Consider the following 17,519-nt stretch of genomic DNA (forward strand, 5'->3'; position numbering starts at 1 on the left):
TTGGCGACGAGCAGAGTAGGCTGCCCACCTTGCGAGGGAGTTTCAGGACCGGGCCTGCTGGCGCAGGATGAAGCGCTGTACCTTGCCGGAAGGTGTTTTCGGGAGTTCGTCGACAAAGTGGATGCGCCGGGGAAAGGCGTGGGCAGCGTACTGGGTTTTGACGAGGTTTTGCAGCTCCGTGACCAGGGCATCGTCACCCGAGGTGCCGCCGGTCAGGACCACGTAGGCTTCCAGGACTTCGCCCCGGAGCTCGTCAGGCGCCCCGATGACCGCTGACTCGTGCACGGCGGGGTGCTGGGAGAGGACGCTTTCGACGTCGAACGGCCCGATCCGGTAGCCGGCCATGATGATCACGTCATCGTCCCGGGAGGAGAAGTAGTAGTAGCCGTCCTCATCCACCATGCCCGCATCCCCGGTGATGTACCAGCGGCCGTCCTCGCTGAAACGCTCAGCCGTTTTCTCCGGCGCGTCACGGTAGCCGGTGAACCACATCATCGGGCTGTTGGCAGTGTCCACCGCCACGCGTCCCATCTCCCCCGGGGCGGCCGGTTCGTTGGCGGAGTCCTTGAGCACAGCACAGGTCCAGCCCGGCAGGGGATGGCCCATCGAGCCCGGGCGTAGCTCCCTTCGCAGGTCATCATGCCAGGCGTTGATGATCATCATCCCGTGCTCGGTCTGCCCGTAGTGGTCCCGGACGGGGACGCCGAACGTGTCCTCGGCCCAGGAGATCACTTCCGGCGTCAGCGGCTCCCCTGCGGAGGACGCCCGGCGGAGGCGGACGCTTTTTGCCGCTGCGGGCTTGGACCGCATGGTCCGGTAAACGGTGGGAGCGGCAGCGAAGTTGGTCACCTTGAACTGTTCCAGGACGGCGAAGCTCAGTTCCGGGGAGAACCCGGCGTGCAGCAGCAGGCTGCGGCGGCCCGCAGCGAGCGGGCCCAGAATTCCGTAGTACAGCCCGTAGGCCCAGCCAGGGTCCGCGGCATTCCAGAAAACATCGTCCTCGCGGACATCCAGGCCGTATTCGATGTACTGGCGGAAGGCCGCCAGTGCCCGGACCGGGACCGGAACCCCCTTGGGCGCCCCGGTGGTCCCGGACGTAAAGATGAGCACCAACGTGCCGTCACCACCGACAGCCTCGGCCGCGATGCCCGGCTCGTGGGATGCCAGCAGCCTGCCCAGGGAAAGGTCGCTCCCGGCCACACGGTCCCCGGCGACCACCACAGCAGCGGCGGTGTCCTGGATCTTCCCCCGCTGGTCCTCGTCGGAGATGACCACTTTGGCGCCGGAGGCGTTCAGTCGAAGTTCGATGGCGGGCCAGGCGAACGCCGTGAACAGGGGGACGTGGACTGCCCCGCGCCGCCAGATCGCCAGGAGCATCACCACCAGGTCAGCCGATTTGCCCATCAGCGTGGCGACGGCGTCACCGGGCCCGACTCCCAGCCCGGCAAGCGCCGCGGCCCCGCGCTCGGAACGCTCACGCAACTGCCCGTAGGTGATGTCCTCATGCGCAAGGTCCGCCTCGATGAGGGTAAACGCGATGGCGTCAGGTTCATGTCCGTCGCACAACAGCTCGGCGGCGCAGGCACCTTCCCCCGCGTACATCCTGATGGCGGCCTCGACACTGAGGGCTGGTGCAGACATGGAGGACTCCTACGGACGTTGACAGCCGGGAGGCCAGCCGTCCGGGCTGGCCCGGCGCCATTGACGGGAAGGTACGCGTTACCTTCCCCATCCTAGGACCTCACCAAAGGCGGGCGTCAGCGGGCGCCATGCCGCGGGCAAGCCCGATCGATGATTCACAACCTTCCGATCGGATATCCCTGGACTCAGCGGGATTCCAGCAGGTGTTTCAGCTTGGCGAGATCTTTCCGCATTGCCCGGCGCATCATCGGCGCCATCACCAAACCGGCCACGCGGGAAAACCCTGCAGGACTGCCTGTATTGCGCAGCACCATCCGCGTCCGGCCCTCCCCGGCGTCCTGCCACGTGTAAGTGGTCTGCATAGGAAAAGGCCCCTGGGCGGTCTGCATGGTCAGGGATGTACCAGGGACGAATTCCGTGAACTGATAGGTGTATTCGAGCGTCCGGCCAAGGAAGTGCGCGACAAAAGCCACACGGGAGCCAAGCCTCTGCGGCGGCTCCGTCTCCCACCGCACGGATGCGATATTGCCGTACCAATCCGGCGCGTTGCCGGGGTCAGCGGCGTACCCCGCCACCTCCAGCCGTGGACGGTTGATCACGGTCTCGGCCTGGACATCAACCACGGGTTTCTGCTTTCATCTGCAATCGCTGGTTTTCACGGGGCCGATTCGCGTATCCGGAGTACAAATCCTGCTTCGATGTGGACTCCCACTTCGGCCGGCTCCTGCCCCTCGATCCTGTCGAGCAGCAGGCCTATCGACCTCTCCGCGATCTCGTCCATACCGGGTGAGACCGTGGTGAGCGACGGCGAAGCGAACCGCGCCTCGTCAATGTCGTCAAAGCCCGCTACGGCCACGGACCGGGGAACGTCCACCCCGCGGATGAGCAGTTCGTGCATGGCGCCGAGGGCCAGGGCGTCGTTCAGGCCGAACACGGCATCAAACGCGACGCCGCCCTGAATCAGGCCCGCGACGGCGGCAGCCCCGCCGTCGCGCCGCCATTCACACGGCGCCACCAGTGCCGGATCGAAAGGGATCCCGGCCTTGTCCAGCGCCTTTCGGTAACCGTTGAGCCGCAAGCCCGCGGTGCCGGCTGATTCTTCGGCGTGCGCCCCGACCACGGCAATACGACGGCGCCCTCCCGCCAGCAGGTGGGTTGTGACGGCCTGCGCCGCCTCCTCGTTTTTCATGGTGACCAGATCGAACCTGGAATCCATGATGTGCTCGCCGAGCATCACCACAGGCTTGCTGCCGCGGTGGGAGGCAACGGCGTCGGCGTCCAGGGCCAGCGGGGTAAAGAGCAGCCCGTCGGTCAGTTGCCGCAGCGGCCCCTGGAGCGCACCAAGCTCGTTGCCGGCAGCGGCCCCCGACTGCTCCACGAGGACGCGGTAGCCCCGTGCGGAAGCCACCCTCATCAGTCTCGAGGCGAGCTCGGCGTAATAGGGTGCCGAGAGGTCCGACAGGACCAGCCCCAGCATCCGCGTCTTTCCCGAACGCAGGCTGCGCGCGGTCAGGTTCGTTTCGTAGCCCAGCTCCGCGATGGCGTCATGGACCTTCTGCTTCGTGGCAGGGCGGATGAACTCATAGTCGTTGAGGACGTTCGAAACGGTCTTCAGCGAAACGCCCGCTGCCCGCGCGACGTCGTTCATGGTCACTGCCATTGCGGCTACTTCCTTCCGGGCCCCGCCGTCAGCCCTTGGCCGCCTTTGCGGCCGCCTTGGCCGCCTGCTTGCTGGCACGGACCTTGACGAGTGACTCCGGGTCCACGATGTCTGCCACGGACAGGTACGCGTCAGCCTCGCCGTAGTGGCCGGCGGCTTCACGCCAACCCGGAGCCTGGAGGCCGCACTGCTTCCCCAGGAGCGCGAGGAAGATCTTTGCCTTCTGTTCGCCGAACCCGGGCAGGGCCTGGAGGCGGCGCAGCACCTCTTTGCCGTCCGGCTGACCCTTGGTCCAGATGAGGGTTGCGTCGCCCTCCCAGTCCCGCTGGACAGTCTCGGCAAGGGCCTGGACGCGGCCGGCCATGGAACCCGGGAACCGGTGTACCGCGGGCCGTTCCTTGAACACCTCGACGAACGCCTGCGGGTCCTGGGCGGCAACAACGGACGGCTCGATCGAACCGAGGCGGGCGCGGATCTTTTCAGGGCCGGCAAAGGCCGATTCCATGGTCACCTGCTGGTCCAGCAACATGCCTGTCAGCAGCGCAAACGCATCATTGCTCAGCAGAGTGTCGGCAGCCGGGTCCCCGGTGATATGCAGTTCCATGGCCCTTATCTTTCCATCATCCGGCGGCCCGCGTCATGGGAGTGGCGCCTGGTGCCCGCTAAGCCTCCAGAGCCAGCCGGATCATGGACCATGACACCGCCGGGAGTTCGCCGGTGAGGCGGCCGCCGTCGGCCTTCACACTGACGTTCGCGGCGGGCAGGACCGACGTCGAATCATCGGCGGTTGCCTGCCAGTACGGGTCCTTGTTCGAGAAGGTGAGCGCTTCGAGGATCCGGACGTTGCCCAGTCCCATGATCGAGGCGTCGAGTTTCAGGGCATCCGTTGCTGAGCGGTTGACGGCGAACACCACTGCCTCGCCGGCCTCGGCGTCGAGCGTTGCGACGGCGGACAGCGCGCTGAAGTCCGGCGTCTTGCCGCCGCTGAGCACCGGGGATTCGACGGCGAGGTGCAGTACCGTGCCCGCGGCGTGGCGGGACGTGAGTGCGAACGGGTGGAAGGTGGTCTGCTTCCATGCCCGGCCGCCCGGCTCGGTCATGATGGGGGCAATTACGTTGACCAGCTGCGCCAGGCTCGCGGAGTGCACGCGGTCCGTGTTGCGCAGCAGGGTGATCAACAGATCGCCGACGACGACGGCGTCCGCCACTGTGTAGCGGTCCTCCAGCAGGACGGGGGCCACTGGCCAGTCCGTGCCGGTGGGTGCCTTGGACTCGCCGCGGCTCATGTGCCAGACGTTCCATTCGTCGAAGGAGATGTTGACCTCCCTGGTGGACTTTCTTACCGACTTCACGTGGTCGATGTGGGCCACGATGTCCCGGATGAAGGATTCCATCCGGTGTCCTGCTGAGAGGTGTTCCTGCAGGTCGCCGAAGTCCTCGAAGTACTGGTGCGCGGAAATCAGGTCCACGAGGTCGTAGGTTTCGGTCAGGACAACCCGTTCCCATTCGCCGAAGGTGTCCATGGAGGGCCCGGAGCTGCCGCAGGCCACGAGCTCGAGGTCCGGATCGATCATGCGCATTCCCCGGGCGGTGTCCGCGGCGATGCGGCCATATTCCAGGGCATTTTTGTGGCCGATCTGCCAGGGCCCGTCCATCTCGTTGCCCAGGCACCACATTCTGATGCCGTAGCCGTTCCCGGCGCCGTTGGCCTTGCGCTGGTCCGAGAAGGCCGTGCCGCCGTCGATGTTGCAGTACTCCAGCAGGTCCAGGGCCTCCTGGACGCCGCGGGTGCCAAGGTTGACGGCCATCATGGTTTCCACGCCGGCCTTTACGGACCATCTGGCGAACTCGTCCACGCCCACCAGGTTGGGATCCGTGGAGTGCCAGGCCAGGTCGAGCCGCGCCGGACGCTGGTCCACCGGGCCCACGCCGTCTTCCCAGCGGTAGCCGGAGACGAAGTTCCCGCCCGGGTACCGGACCGTGGAGACGCCAAGCTCGCGGGTCAGCTCCAGGACGTCCGTGCGGAACCCGTCCTCATCAGCTTTGGGGTGCTCCGGCTCGAAGATTCCGGTATAGACACAGCGGCCCAGGTGCTCCACGAAGGCCCCGAAGGTCCTGCGCCGGACCGGGCCGACTGTGAAGGCCGGGTCGATGGTGATTTTTGGCTGTGGCGTTGTCCTGGGCGGTCATCTGAAATCCTCGTTCAATCGAATTTACAACGTTATAGAAATCCATCGTAGTGGGACCCATGCCTGAGTCAAGGAGTTGGCTCGAAATCGCCGATCTCGGCGACCGCACAGCTGGCGCAAAACCAAGTACTACCTAATCTCATAAACGAGTACCGATTACGCGTTTACGGGGCACCGCCTCGGACTACCTTCGATTAAGAGCTAAGACTCGCAGATCTTACTGGGGTTGGATGTCTCACTAGGGGGTTGTGAGAAGTATGAATGCAGCACTTATCAGCCGGGCTTTCCCTGGCCAGCGCGTTTTCCGGGACCTTGGGGTCCCGGAAGTGAGCGGGGCCGGCGACGAGGAGGTCTTCGAGACCAAGGCCTCTCCCCCAGCCGTCGCCGGCCCTCTGATCGCCCCAACGAACCTTCCCACGAGGCACCCCGGCAGGTCTGCAGCGGGCCCGCGATGAAGATCTCCGCTTCCCAGTCGTCTGCAGCGCATACGTCGGCCGGCAGGCGTCCCGGAACCGCCCACGCCGCCCAGCGGTCCACCCAATACCCGGCCCAGCGTTCTGCTCCGGCCCCTGTCCAAGAGGCCGCCGGTACGGTCGGGGCTGACGGTTACATTCCCGACCTGGCCACGGGCGCGGAGACTTTGGCTGATTCCCTGGAGATCCTGGTCCAGATGGCCGCGGGCGTCCTGTGCCGTACCACCGGAGAGCGGATTGATTGCGGCCTTGTCCTGCACAGGATCAAGCGGGGCTTTGCAACCGCCGGCACTGGCATCCAGGCCGCGAGGCTGGCCCGGCTGGAGCACGAGGTCAGGGAAGGCCCCCTGAGCGAAGCCCTCGCAGGGGGCGGCACGGTTGCCATGAACCATGCGGCCACTGACTTCCGCTGGGCGCGGTTCCGCCCGTACCTGCGGGACGCCGGATTCAACAGCGTCCTGGCTTTGCGGCTTCGCCTTGATGAGGGCGCGGAGGCAGCCCTCGTGTTCTTTGCGGCAGAGGACCAGGCGTTCCCGCTTCAGGTGATCGCGGAGGCCCGCAGCTTCGCTGACGCCGCATCGCGCGGACTCAGGCTGGTCCTGGAAATGGACGCCGCCAGGACCAGGGCTTCGGATCTGAAATCCGCACTGGAAAGCCGGACTTCTATTGATATCGCCTGCGGTGTGATCATGGCGCAGAACAGGTGTTCCTACAACGAGGCAATCGCCATCATCGCGAAGGCGTCCAGCCACCGGAACATCAAGCTGCGCAAAGTGGCAGAGGGCATCCTGGAGAATCTTCCAGGCGGCGCACCCAACACCCATTTCGAGCACTGACCCGCAAGGCTGCGGCGCTCTACTTCCTTAAGCCAGAGAAGACCAGAGGCGGTCCGCCCCTGGTCTTCTCAGCGAAGGACCCCGCGGCACGAGTCAGGTTACACGGGGTCCTTCTTCTCAGCTCCACATATTGGGAACATGAAAAGCTGCTGAAACCAAGATAATAGACAGCATGCTTACAATCCAAATCGCCGCCGGACATTGCGGACTTGCACTTGAAAAGAACTGTGGCCTCAAAAGAGAAGACCAGAGGCAACATGCCTCTGGTCTTCTCCGCGGGTGGGCCCTGTGGGGCTCGAACCCACGACCCACGGATTAAAAGTCCGATGCTCTACCAACTGAGCTAAAGGCCCCAGCCGACGGTCAAAACGACCCATCAGCCCAGTCCATTTCTGAACGTTAAATACTCTACCGCACGCGCGCGGCCGCTCTGGCACCCGGGCCCGGGACGGCGTCGTGCGTTCACCGCTCCCCGGACGGCGCACTATGGCGCCGGCCGCCGGTCTCCTCCCGCCATCCGTAGGGGGCGATGCTCGATTTCCCGCACGGCACAGGAGTAGCGTGGGGGCATGAGCGAGCAAGCAGGACCCAGTCATTACGGCGGAGCCAACAGGCATCACAAGCCGAAGCCGTTCGCGCCCATCGACTTTGAACCCTTCGCCGGCGGAGCAGACCCGGCCCGCGTCTCGGAGGCCGCGCACCTTGCCGCCCAGGCGCTGGTGCGTCACGGCCGCGACAGCGACGACCCCGTGATCACCGAGCGGCTGGTCAAGCTGGCAGACGAGCAGGGGCTTGAAGCCATCGCCGAAATGTGGGCCGAGAGCCCCGCCCGGTCCCTCCCGGGCGCGCTGTGGCGGCTGTACGCCATCCGCGCGGCGACGGTCCAGGACCCGGAACGGATTTCCGTCTACTTCCGCGCGGGAAAAGACACGGCGCAGGTCTCACACGTCGTCGCCGGTGCCGCTGAACCGCCGGGTGCCGAGGAAATGCGGGCCATGGCTGACGCCATCCTTTCAGGAGCGTTCGACGGCGAGTTCGACGTCGCGCTGGAGCGTTCGGCCGCTTTCTGCCGCGTGGTGGCCCTCGGCCAGGCGACCCTTGCTGATGGCGCCGAACACGGCAACGAGGCGCACGCGAGCAAGCTCACGCGCAACTCGCACCAGCTGGTAAAGACGGCGGAAGACCTGGAACACGCAGCAAATGCATGGCGCCTTGGTGAGCTCGACTGAACCACGACGGCGAATCTGTCAATGTTGACTTGAGCCAACCAACGTAGAACACTGAAACTGGTGTCGAGCCGCGAAACCCCCGGGCTTCAACAATTAGCCGCCTAGAGCGGCCTACCGCCGAGAGGCGTATCCGGTTCGGCACCATTTTTCTGCGTGTTTGCAGGCTCAGATGCGGACTCCCCGGAACGGCCCGGTAGAATCAGCAACAGCTGCTGGCCTGCGTAAAGTCACAAGTGGGCGGCCCCCGACACAGTACATCGCCCGGAGACCGGTACCCCAACGTGAAGCTGCGACTTTTCCCCCAAGAGCCCGCCGGGCTGACACTGCTCTCAAGCATGGCCCAACAAATCGTACTTGCCAGCGCCACCATGGCAGAGATCCTGGGCGTTCCCGCGGCCGAGCACGCCAAACTCGTGGACGACATGCACAACCACGAGGCAAAGTCAGACGAACTGCACTTCGCCCTCCTGACCCACATGCGCACGAGCTTCGTCAACCCGCTCCCCCGCGAAGACATGTACACCCTGTCCCGGCTGCTCAATGAGGCCCTGGAAAACCTCGACTCTGCTGCCGAGCTCGTGTTCCTCTACAAGCTGGAGCGGCTGCCCAGGCGGGCCGCGGACCAGCTGGAGATCATCAGCAGGCAGGCCGAACTGACCGTGGACGCCATGCGCCGGCTGAACAACCTTGACGATCTTGAGGACTACTGGATCGAGATTCTCAGACTGGCCAAACGGGCGGAGCGCACGCACAGGATCTGGGTGGCCGACATGATCCGGGACATGAAGTGGGCGCAGTACTCCCGTAACCGCGACGTCGCCAACCAGCTGGTGGAAGTCACTAAGGGCATGCGGCGCATAGCGACGCAGGTAGGCAGCATCATCGTCAAGGAATCATGACGTGACAGCCGTGATTTTCGGCGTCGTGGTCCTGCTGACCGCTACGTTTGCCTTCCTGAACGGCTTCCGGGACGTCTCGACGTCGGTGGCGCTTGCGGTCCGTACGCGGGCGCTGACCCCCACCGTAGGTGTGCTGCTGGCAGCGCTCTTCAACTTCCTCGGCGCCCTCCTCAGCGCCACTGTGGCTGTGGCCGTCAGCCACACCTGGATCCACCTGCCCGCCGGTGACAGCGGCCTCAGTATTCTTGTGGCCGGCCTCGCCAGCGCTTCAGCCTGGGGCCTGCTGATGTGGTGGCGAGGCATCCCGGCGTCGTCCACCCACGCGTTGGTGGGCGGGCTGGCAGGGGCCGGGCTCGCCAGCCTGACCGTGGGAGGGCCGGGGGTGGGCGGCGTGGACCAATCACTCTTCCTCCAGGTAGGACTGCCGCTTTTGTTGTCGCCCGTTGTCGCCTACGTGGGGGCCTATCTCATGGTTTTTCCCGCCACCTGGGCGGCGCGGTACGCGCAACCGAACGTGGTGAATCAGCGGTTCCGCCGCAGCCAGGCCATCGCCGCCGGCGCCGTGGCCTTCGGCCACGGACTCCAGGACGGCCAGCGGGTGGGCGCCGTGCTGCTGCTTGCCATGTTCGCGGCCGGATATTCCGACGGCGACAGCATGCCCCTGTGGGTGGCAATGTTTTCGGCCGTGATGATCACCGTAGGAACGCTCTTTGGCGGTTGGCGCATCTCGCACACCATTGGTTACAAGATCACCCGAGTCGACCCGCTGCGTGGCTCCGTGGCCCAGATCTACAGCGCCTGCATGCTGTTCATCGGCGCAATTGCCCTTCACTGGCCGTTGTCCACCACCCACACCGTGACATCGTCCGTGCTGGGCGCAGGCGAGAACCAGCACTTCGCGGTGACCAACCGGAAGCTCGTCATGCAGATCCTGGGACTCTGGATCCTCACTCCGTTTGCGTGCGCGGCAGGTGCCTTTGTGTTTGCCCTTGCGTTGTCACCCCTGGGCCGCAACTAGCTCACAAAGGCTGGAAGCCGGTGATGGGCCTATCCGAAGCGGCCGGAGACGTAGTCCTCCGTGGCCTTCACCGTGGGGTTGCTGAAGATGTTCTGGGTGAGGCCGTACTCGATCAGCCGGCCCGGCTTCCCGGTGCCGGCGATGTTGAAGAACGCCGTCTTTTCCGAAACGCGGGCGGCCTGCTGCATGTTGTGGGTCACAATCACCACTGTGTACTGGTCCTTGAGGTCATTGATGAGGTCCTCGATGGCCAGGGTGGAGATCGGGTCCAGCGCCGAACACGGCTCGTCCATCAGGATGACCTGGGGTTCGACGGCAATTGCCCGGGCAATGCAGAGCCGCTGCTGCTGTCCGCCTGACAGGCCGGAGCCCGGCTTCTCCAGCCGGTCCTTGACCTCGTTCCACAGGTTGGCGCCCCGCAGGGAGCTCTCCACCAGCGCATCAGCCTCGCCCTTGGAGATCTTCTTGTTGTTCAGCTTCACGCCGGCCAGCACGTTGTCCCGGATGGACATGGTGGGGAACGGGTTGGGCCGCTGGAACACCATCCCGATCTGTGCGCGTACGGTCACGGGGTCAACGCCGGGGCCGTAGAGGTTGTCGCCGTCCAGCAGGACTTCACCTTCGACGCGGGCGCCGGGCAGGACCTCGTGCATGCGGTTCAGGGTGCGCAGGAAAGTGGACTTTCCGCAGCCGGAGGGGCCGATGAAGGCCGTCACGGATTTGGGCTCGATATTGATGGTGACGTCCTCCACGGCAAGGAAATCGCCGTAGTACACGTTCAGGTCCTTGACGTCGATGCGCTTAGACATGGTGTTCCTTCACTTACTTAGGATATGAATTAGCTTGACAGGGCCGGCTTCCGGAGGGAAGTGTCAGCGGCCGGTCTTGGGTGCGAACGCCTTGGCAATCAGCCGCGCACCGAGGTTCAGGACCATCACCAGGATGATCAGCACCAGGGCTGCGCCCCACGCCCGCTGCGAGGACGGGTCCGGATTCGCCGGCGAAGTGGGGTTGAGGATCTGGGTGTAGATGAACGTTGGCAGCGAAGCCATCCAGCCGCCGAACACGTTGCTGTTGATGCTGGTGGCAAACCCGGCGGTGACCAGGATGGGGGCCGTCTCACCGATCACGCGTGCGATCGCCAGGGTGATGCCGGAAGCGATGCCGGAGATCGCCGTCGGGATGACCACCTTGAGGATGGTGCGCCACTTACGCACGCCGAGTGCGTAGGCGGCCTCGCGCAGCTCGTTGGGGACGATTTTCAGCATTTCCTCGCTGGAGCGGACCACCACCGGGATCATCAGGACGGCGAGGGCGACAGCGGCTACGGCGCCCGTTTTGGTGCCCGGCCCCACAACAGCAAAGAAGAAGGCTGCCGCGAACAGGCCGGCCACGATGGACGGGATGCCGGTCATCACGTCAACGAAGAACGTGATGGCACGGGCCAGCCGGCCGTCGTTGCCGTACTCCACCAGGTAAATGGCCGTCAGCAGGCCGACCGGCACCGAGATCACAGTGGCTACGAGCGTGATCTGGACCGTGCCGATCAGCGCGTGGTAAATGCCGCCGATCACCGGGGCGCCCTCTTCAACCGCCTTGTTGTCGTAGACGCCGGTGACGCCGTTCATGGAGCTGGTGAGGAAACCCGGCGAGATGAGGCCAGGGATGCCGTTGACCAACACGGTCCAGATTACGGAGATCAGGGGCAGCAGCGCGATCAGGAACGAGCCCACCACCAGGCAGGTAGCCAGCTTATCCTTGGCCTTGCGTGAGCCTTCGACGATGGCGCTCCAGCCCACGAGGCCGGCGGCGAACAGAATGGCGGAGAGAATGCCCCAGCCGAATGCGTTGAATCCGATCAGCGCCATGATTGCGGCCCCGACAATAAGCGCCAGAGCCAGAACGAGGTACGGCGCGAATGCGGGCAGCTGGCCCTTGGTCAGGGCTGAGCGCTTGCTGCGCACGGGAGTAAGGGTGGAGGACATTTAGTTTGCTCCCGAGAATTCTTTGTGCTGGCTGATGATCCAGCGGGCGATCATGTTCACGGCCAACGTGATGACGAACAGCACCAGGCCCGCAGCAATCAGCGTGCTGACCTTGAGTCCGCTGGCTTCGGGGAAGTTCAGGGCGATCTCTGCGGCGATGGTCTGGTTGCCGGAGGTGATCAGGCTGGCGGTCAGGGCTCCCGAGGAGAGCACCAGCGCCACAGCCATGGTTTCGCCGAGCGCGCGGCCCAGTCCAAGCATGACGGCGCTGATGATGCCCGGGCGGGCGAACGGAAGAACGGCCATCTTGATCATTTCCCAGCGCGTGGCGCCAAGTGCCAAAGCGGCCTCTTCGTGGAGCTTGGGGGTCTGCAGGAAGATTTCGCGGCTCAGGGATGTGATGATGGGCAGCACCATCACCGAGAGCACGATGCCCGCGGTGAGGATGGTCTTGCCTGTGGCGGAAGCCGGGCCCTGGAAGATGGGCAGCCAGCCCATGTTCTCGGCGAGCCAGTTGTAGGCCGGGGAGATTTCCCTGGCGAGAAACGCAGCACCCCAGGCGCCGTAGATAACGGACGGGATGGCGGCCAGGAGGTCCACCACGTAGCCGAGGGCTGAGGCGAGTCCGCGCGGGGCGAAGTGCGAGATGAAAAGCGCCACGCCGATGGCGATGGGGGTGGCGATCACCAGTGCGATGACTGCGGCAATGAGCGTGCCGATGACGATCGGCCAGATGTAGGCGAAGAAGCCCTTACCGCCCTGGATCTCAGCGGCCGGAGCTGTCAGCGCCGGAATGGCCTGCACTACGAGGAACAATGCCACGCCGAACAGTACGGCGAGGATGAGGCATCCGGCGGCCATGGCGGCGCCGGAAAAGATCTTATCCCCGGCGCGGCCTGCGCCCTGGGAAGAACTCAGGGAGGTGGCGGTCATTGAAGACCCTTCGGTTGTGGTGGTGCCAAAAAAGCTTGCTTGCAAAAAACCAAGTTCCCCGCCCCACCTTAGCGGCGTGGCGGGGAACTTGGTTCAGGGACAGGTACTAGGACTTGACCTTGATCGATTCGATGGCCTTGACTGCCTTTTCGGACAGCGCCGGGGAAAGCGGTGCGGACTTCGCAGCGTCAGCAGCTGCCTTCTGGCCTGCATCCGAGACTACATAGCTTTCGAAGGCCTTGACCAGATCCACCGTTTCCTGCTTGGGGTAGGTGGTGCAGACGATGTGGTAGGAAACCAGGACGACCGGGTATGCACCCTTTGCGGTGGTCTTACGGTCCAGCTTGATGGCGACGTCGGTGGCGGAGCGGCCTTCGACGGGCTTGCCGGCTTCAACAGCCGTGGCGGCAGCGTCGGCTGAAATCTTGACGAACTCCTCGCCAACCTTGATCGAAGCGGTGCCCAGCTTGCCGCCGACTGCCGAATCATCGGCGTAGGTCACGGCGCCCGGGGTGTCGGTGACGGTCTTGACCACACCGGAGGTTCCCTTGGCGTTCTCGCCCTGCAGGGTTGCGGGCCAGACGCCGGAAGCCTTGTCGGTCCAGACCTCTGCAGCGGCAGAGGCCAGGTACTCGGTGAAGTTGGTGGTGGTGCCGGAATCATCAGAGCGGTTCACCGGGGTGACCTTGGTGTCCGGGAGGGTGACGCCCGGGTTCAGGGCAGCGATTGCCGGGTCGTTCCAGGTGGCGATCTGGCCACGGAAGATCTTGGCAACGGTGGTGGCGTCGAGCTTCAGATCGGTGATGCCGGGGAGGTTGAAGGCAACGGCGATCGGGGAGATGTAGACCGGGATGTTGATGGCACCTTCGGGGCCGCACTGGGTCTTGGAGCTGGCAAGCTCTTCATCCTTGAGGTACGCGTCGGAACCGGCGAACTGGGCCGAACCGTCGATGATGGCCTTGCGGCCTGCGCCGGAGCCGTCCGGGGAGTACTGCACGGTGGCGCCGGAGTTGGCGGCAGCGAAGCCGGCCTTCCAGGCATCCATGGCTGCGCCGGTGGAGGACGCACCAATGCCGGTCAGCGTGCCGGTGACCTTGGGCCCTGCAGCAGTCTGGTTGCCCGCAGGCGTGTTGCCCGTGGCGTTATCTGAACCACAGGCGGTAAGCGCGAGTGCGCCGGCTGCGATAACAGCGATAGCCGCGTGGCGGCCGAAGCGGAGTGCCTTCACTAGATGTACCCCTTCCAGGGTTATTCAGTAGCGGGCAGGGCCGGAGACGCCCTGCAGCGCGATGCGTACGTTTTGTACCTTTATCGAACTTAGGCGCAGCAGGTAAAGGGATTGGCGGCCGAGAGTGAACAGAAGGTTAACGGAGATTGGACATTGGCCAACATGTGCACCGTCACCATTGCGCAGGTCACACTTCCGGACGTAGTGGACCAGGGCGTGTCGGCAAGGGCCGCAAATTCGAACGGCGGCTGCAAATAGACTGGAAGGCATGGCCGCAGCAGCAGGACTCTCAGCAAGCAGGCGGTTCCTGCGCGGACGGATGAAAACCGGGCTGATCCGCAGCCGCAACTCCCTGTTCCCCGCCATCCAGATGACCGGGTGTGCCGTGGGCGCCTACGCGTTCGCCCAGTATGTGTTGGGGCACTCCGGCCCGCTCTTCGCGGCCACCTCCTCGCTGATAGCTTTGGGTTTCTCGCGCGAACCGCGGCTGCGCCGGGTGATGGAAGTGGGTTTGGGCTGCACCATCGGCATCGCGGTGGGTGACCTGCTCCTCCACTGGCTGGGCGACGATATCTGGGTTGCCGCCGTCGTGCTCCTGGTGTCCATCCTGCTGGCGCGCTTCCTGGACAGCGGCAACATCTTCACCACACAGCTGGGGCTGCAATCGCTGCTGGTGGTGCTGCTGCCCGCCCCGGCCGGCGGGCCTTTTACCCGCAGCATCGATGCGATCGTCGGCGGTCTTTTTGCACTGTTGGTGACAGTCCTCATCCCCAAGGATCCGCGCCGTGAGCCGCGCAGCGATGTCCGGAAACTGCTCCACGAGCTGGCGGAAGTGCTGCGCGAATGCTCTTCCGCATTGATCGAAAGTGACTCCACGAAGGCCTGGCACGCGCTGGTCCGGGGCCGGAACTGCCAGCCTCTAGTGGACCGCATGCGGCAGTCCCTGCGGGCCTCCGGTGAGGTGGCCACCCTGGCGCCTGCCTACCGCCGGCACCGGGACGAGCTGGGCCGGCTGGAGCAGTCCCTTGACTTTATTGACCTCGCGCTGCGGAACAGCCGCGTTTTTGCCCGCCGGCTGACCAGCGCCATCAACCATGCGGCACTCTCCGACGAGGCCACGGAAAACATTGCCGACGTGCTCCGGGAGACCGCCGCCGCCATCGATGAACTGTCGCTGGGCCTTGCTGAATCGCACGACGGCGTCCGCCGCGCCCATCTGCGCACCGCCCGGCAGGATTTCAGTGAGATCGCCTTACGGCTGCACCCCAAACTGCTGGAGGTGGAGCGGCTGGAGGGTGAGACCGTGGTGATGCTGTTCCGGCCGCTCATGGTGGACCTCCTGGAGGCGGCAGGCATGAATGCCGATGAGGCCCGGGACGTGCTGCCCGGGCTCTAGGCTTCCCTTCGCGGGCCGGGACAGCTGCTGGCGGTTGATGTCGGTGCCCGCCAGTAGGGTTGAACCCATGGCAACCAAGACCTCCCGCGCGTCCAAGGCGCCCGCGTACAAATGTGCCGAGTGCGGCTGGACGGCAGTGAAGTGGGTGGGGCGCTGCGGCGAGTGCCAGGCCTGGGGCACCGTTGAGGAGACCGGCGCTGCCGTGGCACGCACGACGGCGGCGACCACCGTTCTTGAGCCGGCCCGCCGGATTGCCGAAGTGGACGCCACTACGGCGGCTTTCCTGCCTACCGGCGTCGACGAGCTGGACCGCGTGCTGGGCGGCGGCCTTGTTCCCGGTGCCGTCATCCTGCTGGCCGGCGAACCCGGCGTGGGCAAGTCAACGCTGCTGCTGGACGTTGCCGCCAAATTCGCACGCACTGCCCAGGACGTCCTTTACGTCACCGGTGAGGAGTCCGCCGCGCAGGTGAAGCTGCGTGCTGAACGGATCGACGCCGTCGCCGATTCCCTCTACCTGTCGGCGGAGACTGACCTGGGCCAGGCACTGGGCCAGGTCGAAAAGATCGAACCGCGCCTGCTGATCGTCGACTCGGTCCAGACCCTGAGCAGCGCGGATGTGGACGGCAGCGCAGGCGGCGTTTCCCAGGTCCGGGAAGTGGCCGCGTCCATCATCGCTGCCGCGAAGCGGCGCAACATGACCACGCTGCTGGTGGGGCACGTGACCAAGGACGGTTCCATCGCCGGCCCCCGGCTTCTCGAACACCTGGTGGATGTGGTCTGCCAGTTCGAGGGCGAACGCCATTCCCGTCTCCGGATGCTGCGGGCGGTCAAGAACCGCTACGGCCCTACGGACGACGTCGGCTGTTTCGACCTGAACGAGAACGGCATCGAAGGACTCACGGACCCCAGCGGACTCTTTGTCAGCCGCACCAAGGAGCCCGTTTCCGGTACCTGCATCACGGTGACCATGGAAGGGCGGCGGCCGTTGCTGGCCGAGGTTCAGTCGCTGCTGGCCGAAAGCGCCAACTCGCAGCCGCGCCGCGCCACCAGCGGCCTGGACAGCTCACGGGTATCGATGCTGCTGGCGGTATTGCAGCAGCGGGCCGGCTGCCTGCTGCACAAGGACGACTCCTACGTGGCCACGGTAGGCGGGGTGAAGCTCAGCGAACCCGCCACGGACCTCGCAGTTGCCCTGGCCGTTGCCTCCGCCAAGGCCCGCAAACCGCTGCCCATCAGGCTGATCGCTTTCGGGGAGGTGGGCCTGGCGGGCGAGGTGCGCCCGGTGCCCGGCATTAACCAGCGGATCCAGGAAGCGCACCGGCTGGGTTTCACCCACGCAGTGGTTCCCGCCAGCCACAACGGACCGGGCCCCGTGCCCGCCGGGTTCTCGGTGCGGGAAGTGGAGCACCTGACGGAGGCCTTGAGCCTGCTGATCGGGTAAGGCTGGTTTCAAGTGAGCCTAGGGTTCGTGGCTCAGCGGCTTGAAGGACCTGGCGCCGGCAAACCAGCCGTCGTCGGGCGCCTCGGACACCTCAGCCGTCCGGTCCCCTGCCGTGCCGTCCGCGAGCCGTCCGATCTCGTGGAACCTGCCACCAATGTAGAGCAGCGGTTCGCGCCCGGTGACCTCAAGGGCGATCACTTCCCCCACCACGATGATGTGGTCGCCGCCGTCGTAGATGTTCCACGGCCGGCATTCAAGGGTGGCCGCATTCCTGGTCAGGATGGGCACGTCGCCGTCCAGGGTCCATTCCGGTTCCTCTTCCATGACCCTGCCGGCGAAGTGGAGGGCCACGTCCAACTGGTCAAGGGACAGGATGTTGATGGCAAACGGCGCACCCTCCAGATAGCGGGCTGCCCGCGAGGTGCGGGTCAAGGTCACCTGGGCAAGCGGCGGATCCAGGGATACCGCGGTGAAGGCGTTCACTGTGGCGCCGTGCGGCACCCCGTCATCGGCACGTCACCACGGTGACACCGGTGGCAAACGTGCCGAATGCCTGCCGGAGTTCGTGGGTGTCGAACGGGGCCCCGAGTG

At 65.2% G+C, this 17,519-nt stretch carries 16 protein-coding genes and 1 tRNA gene; 6 read left to right on the plus strand and 11 right to left on the minus strand.

Translation table 11 applies throughout. The annotated features are described in order from the left end of the window. Positions 1 to 42: 42 nt before the first annotated feature. The 5 genes from ABIA70_RS13955 to arfA form a co-directional block, all read right to left on the minus strand. Complete coding sequence (locus ABIA70_RS13955) at positions 43 to 1,641, minus strand: AMP-binding protein (RefSeq protein WP_354148146.1); 1,599 nt, start codon at positions 1,639 to 1,641, stop codon at positions 43 to 45. A gap of 185 nt (positions 1,642 to 1,826) precedes the next feature. Next, entirely contained in the window at positions 1,827 to 2,264 is a 438-nt protein-coding gene (locus ABIA70_RS13960) for an SRPBCC family protein (protein ID WP_354148147.1), read from the minus strand. 32 nt (positions 2,265 to 2,296) lie between these two features. Then, a complete protein-coding gene (locus tag ABIA70_RS13965; protein ID WP_354148148.1) occupies positions 2,297 to 3,301 on the minus strand; it encodes a LacI family DNA-binding transcriptional regulator in 1,005 nt (334 codons plus the stop codon). A 28-nt stretch (positions 3,302 to 3,329) separates the two neighbouring features. Then, on the minus strand, positions 3,330 to 3,905 hold the full coding sequence (locus ABIA70_RS13970; RefSeq protein ID WP_354148149.1) for an HhH-GPD-type base excision DNA repair protein: 576 nt from the start codon (positions 3,903 to 3,905) through the stop codon (positions 3,330 to 3,332). A gap of 58 nt (positions 3,906 to 3,963) precedes the next feature. Beyond that, a complete protein-coding gene (arfA, locus tag ABIA70_RS13975) occupies positions 3,964 to 5,460 on the minus strand; it encodes an arabinosylfuranosidase ArfA (RefSeq protein ID WP_354148322.1) in 1,497 nt (498 codons plus the stop codon). A gap of 481 nt (positions 5,461 to 5,941) precedes the next feature. On the opposite strand from arfA, the gene ABIA70_RS13980 reads away from it, so the two are divergent. Beyond that, the gene (locus tag ABIA70_RS13980; RefSeq protein ID WP_354148150.1) at positions 5,942 to 6,799 is read left to right on the plus strand and encodes an ANTAR domain-containing protein; all 858 of its coding nucleotides are present in this window, start codon (positions 5,942 to 5,944) and stop codon (positions 6,797 to 6,799) included. 280 nt (positions 6,800 to 7,079) lie between these two features. Here the strand turns inward: ABIA70_RS13980 and ABIA70_RS13985 are convergent. Then, positions 7,080 to 7,152: transfer RNA gene (locus tag ABIA70_RS13985), tRNA-Lys, on the minus strand. 216 nt (positions 7,153 to 7,368) lie between these two features. On the opposite strand from ABIA70_RS13985, the gene ABIA70_RS13990 reads away from it, so the two are divergent. The 3 genes from ABIA70_RS13990 to ABIA70_RS14000 all read left to right on the plus strand — a co-directional run bounded on the left by ABIA70_RS13990 (position 7,369) and on the right by ABIA70_RS14000 (position 9,945). Beyond that, positions 7,369 to 8,028 (plus strand): hypothetical protein, encoded by a 660-nt coding sequence (locus ABIA70_RS13990; RefSeq protein ID WP_354148151.1) that lies wholly within the window; start codon positions 7,369 to 7,371, stop codon positions 8,026 to 8,028. Between the two features lie 281 nt (positions 8,029 to 8,309). Continuing rightward, positions 8,310 to 8,927 carry a DUF47 domain-containing protein gene (locus tag ABIA70_RS13995; protein ID WP_354148152.1) on the plus strand — a complete coding sequence of 206 codons (618 nt, stop codon included), beginning with the start codon at positions 8,310 to 8,312 and terminating at the stop codon, positions 8,925 to 8,927. A 1-nt stretch (position 8,928) separates the two neighbouring features. Next, the gene (locus ABIA70_RS14000; RefSeq protein WP_354148153.1) at positions 8,929 to 9,945 is read left to right on the plus strand and encodes an inorganic phosphate transporter; all 1,017 of its coding nucleotides are present in this window, start codon (positions 8,929 to 8,931) and stop codon (positions 9,943 to 9,945) included. A gap of 29 nt (positions 9,946 to 9,974) precedes the next feature. Here the strand turns inward: ABIA70_RS14000 and pstB are convergent, their stop codons facing one another. From pstB to pstS, 4 genes are all read right to left on the minus strand, one after another. Continuing rightward, positions 9,975 to 10,754, minus strand: coding sequence for a phosphate ABC transporter ATP-binding protein PstB (pstB, locus tag ABIA70_RS14005; RefSeq protein ID WP_354148154.1), 780 nt, complete (start codon positions 10,752 to 10,754; stop codon positions 9,975 to 9,977). Between the two features lie 63 nt (positions 10,755 to 10,817). After that, on the minus strand, positions 10,818 to 11,930 hold the full coding sequence (gene pstA, locus ABIA70_RS14010; RefSeq protein WP_354148155.1) for a phosphate ABC transporter permease PstA: 1,113 nt from the start codon (positions 11,928 to 11,930) through the stop codon (positions 10,818 to 10,820). After that, positions 11,931 to 12,863 (minus strand): phosphate ABC transporter permease subunit PstC, encoded by a 933-nt coding sequence (pstC, locus tag ABIA70_RS14015; protein WP_354148156.1) that lies wholly within the window; start codon positions 12,861 to 12,863, stop codon positions 11,931 to 11,933. A gap of 106 nt (positions 12,864 to 12,969) precedes the next feature. Continuing rightward, entirely contained in the window at positions 12,970 to 14,091 is a 1,122-nt protein-coding gene (gene pstS / locus ABIA70_RS14020) for a phosphate ABC transporter substrate-binding protein PstS (protein WP_354148157.1), read from the minus strand. Positions 14,092 to 14,359: 268 nt separating this feature from the next. Here pstS and ABIA70_RS14025 point away from each other — a divergent pair, with 268 nt between their 5' ends. Together ABIA70_RS14025 and radA are read left to right on the plus strand one after the other, a co-directional pair. After that, positions 14,360 to 15,487 (plus strand): FUSC family protein, encoded by a 1,128-nt coding sequence (locus ABIA70_RS14025; RefSeq protein ID WP_354148158.1) that lies wholly within the window; start codon positions 14,360 to 14,362, stop codon positions 15,485 to 15,487. Positions 15,488 to 15,554: 67 nt separating this feature from the next. After that, positions 15,555 to 16,928 (plus strand): DNA repair protein RadA, encoded by a 1,374-nt coding sequence (radA, locus tag ABIA70_RS14030; RefSeq protein ID WP_354148159.1) that lies wholly within the window; start codon positions 15,555 to 15,557, stop codon positions 16,926 to 16,928. 18 nt (positions 16,929 to 16,946) lie between these two features. Here radA and ABIA70_RS14035 read toward each other — a convergent pair whose 3' ends face one another. After that, positions 16,947 to 17,411 (minus strand): flavin reductase family protein, encoded by a 465-nt coding sequence (locus tag ABIA70_RS14035; RefSeq protein ID WP_354148160.1) that lies wholly within the window; start codon positions 17,409 to 17,411, stop codon positions 16,947 to 16,949. Between the last annotated feature and the right edge of the window lie 108 nt (positions 17,412 to 17,519).

This window comes from Arthrobacter sp. 754, assembly GCF_040548695.1.
Taxonomy (GTDB): domain Bacteria; phylum Actinomycetota; class Actinomycetes; order Actinomycetales; family Micrococcaceae; genus Arthrobacter.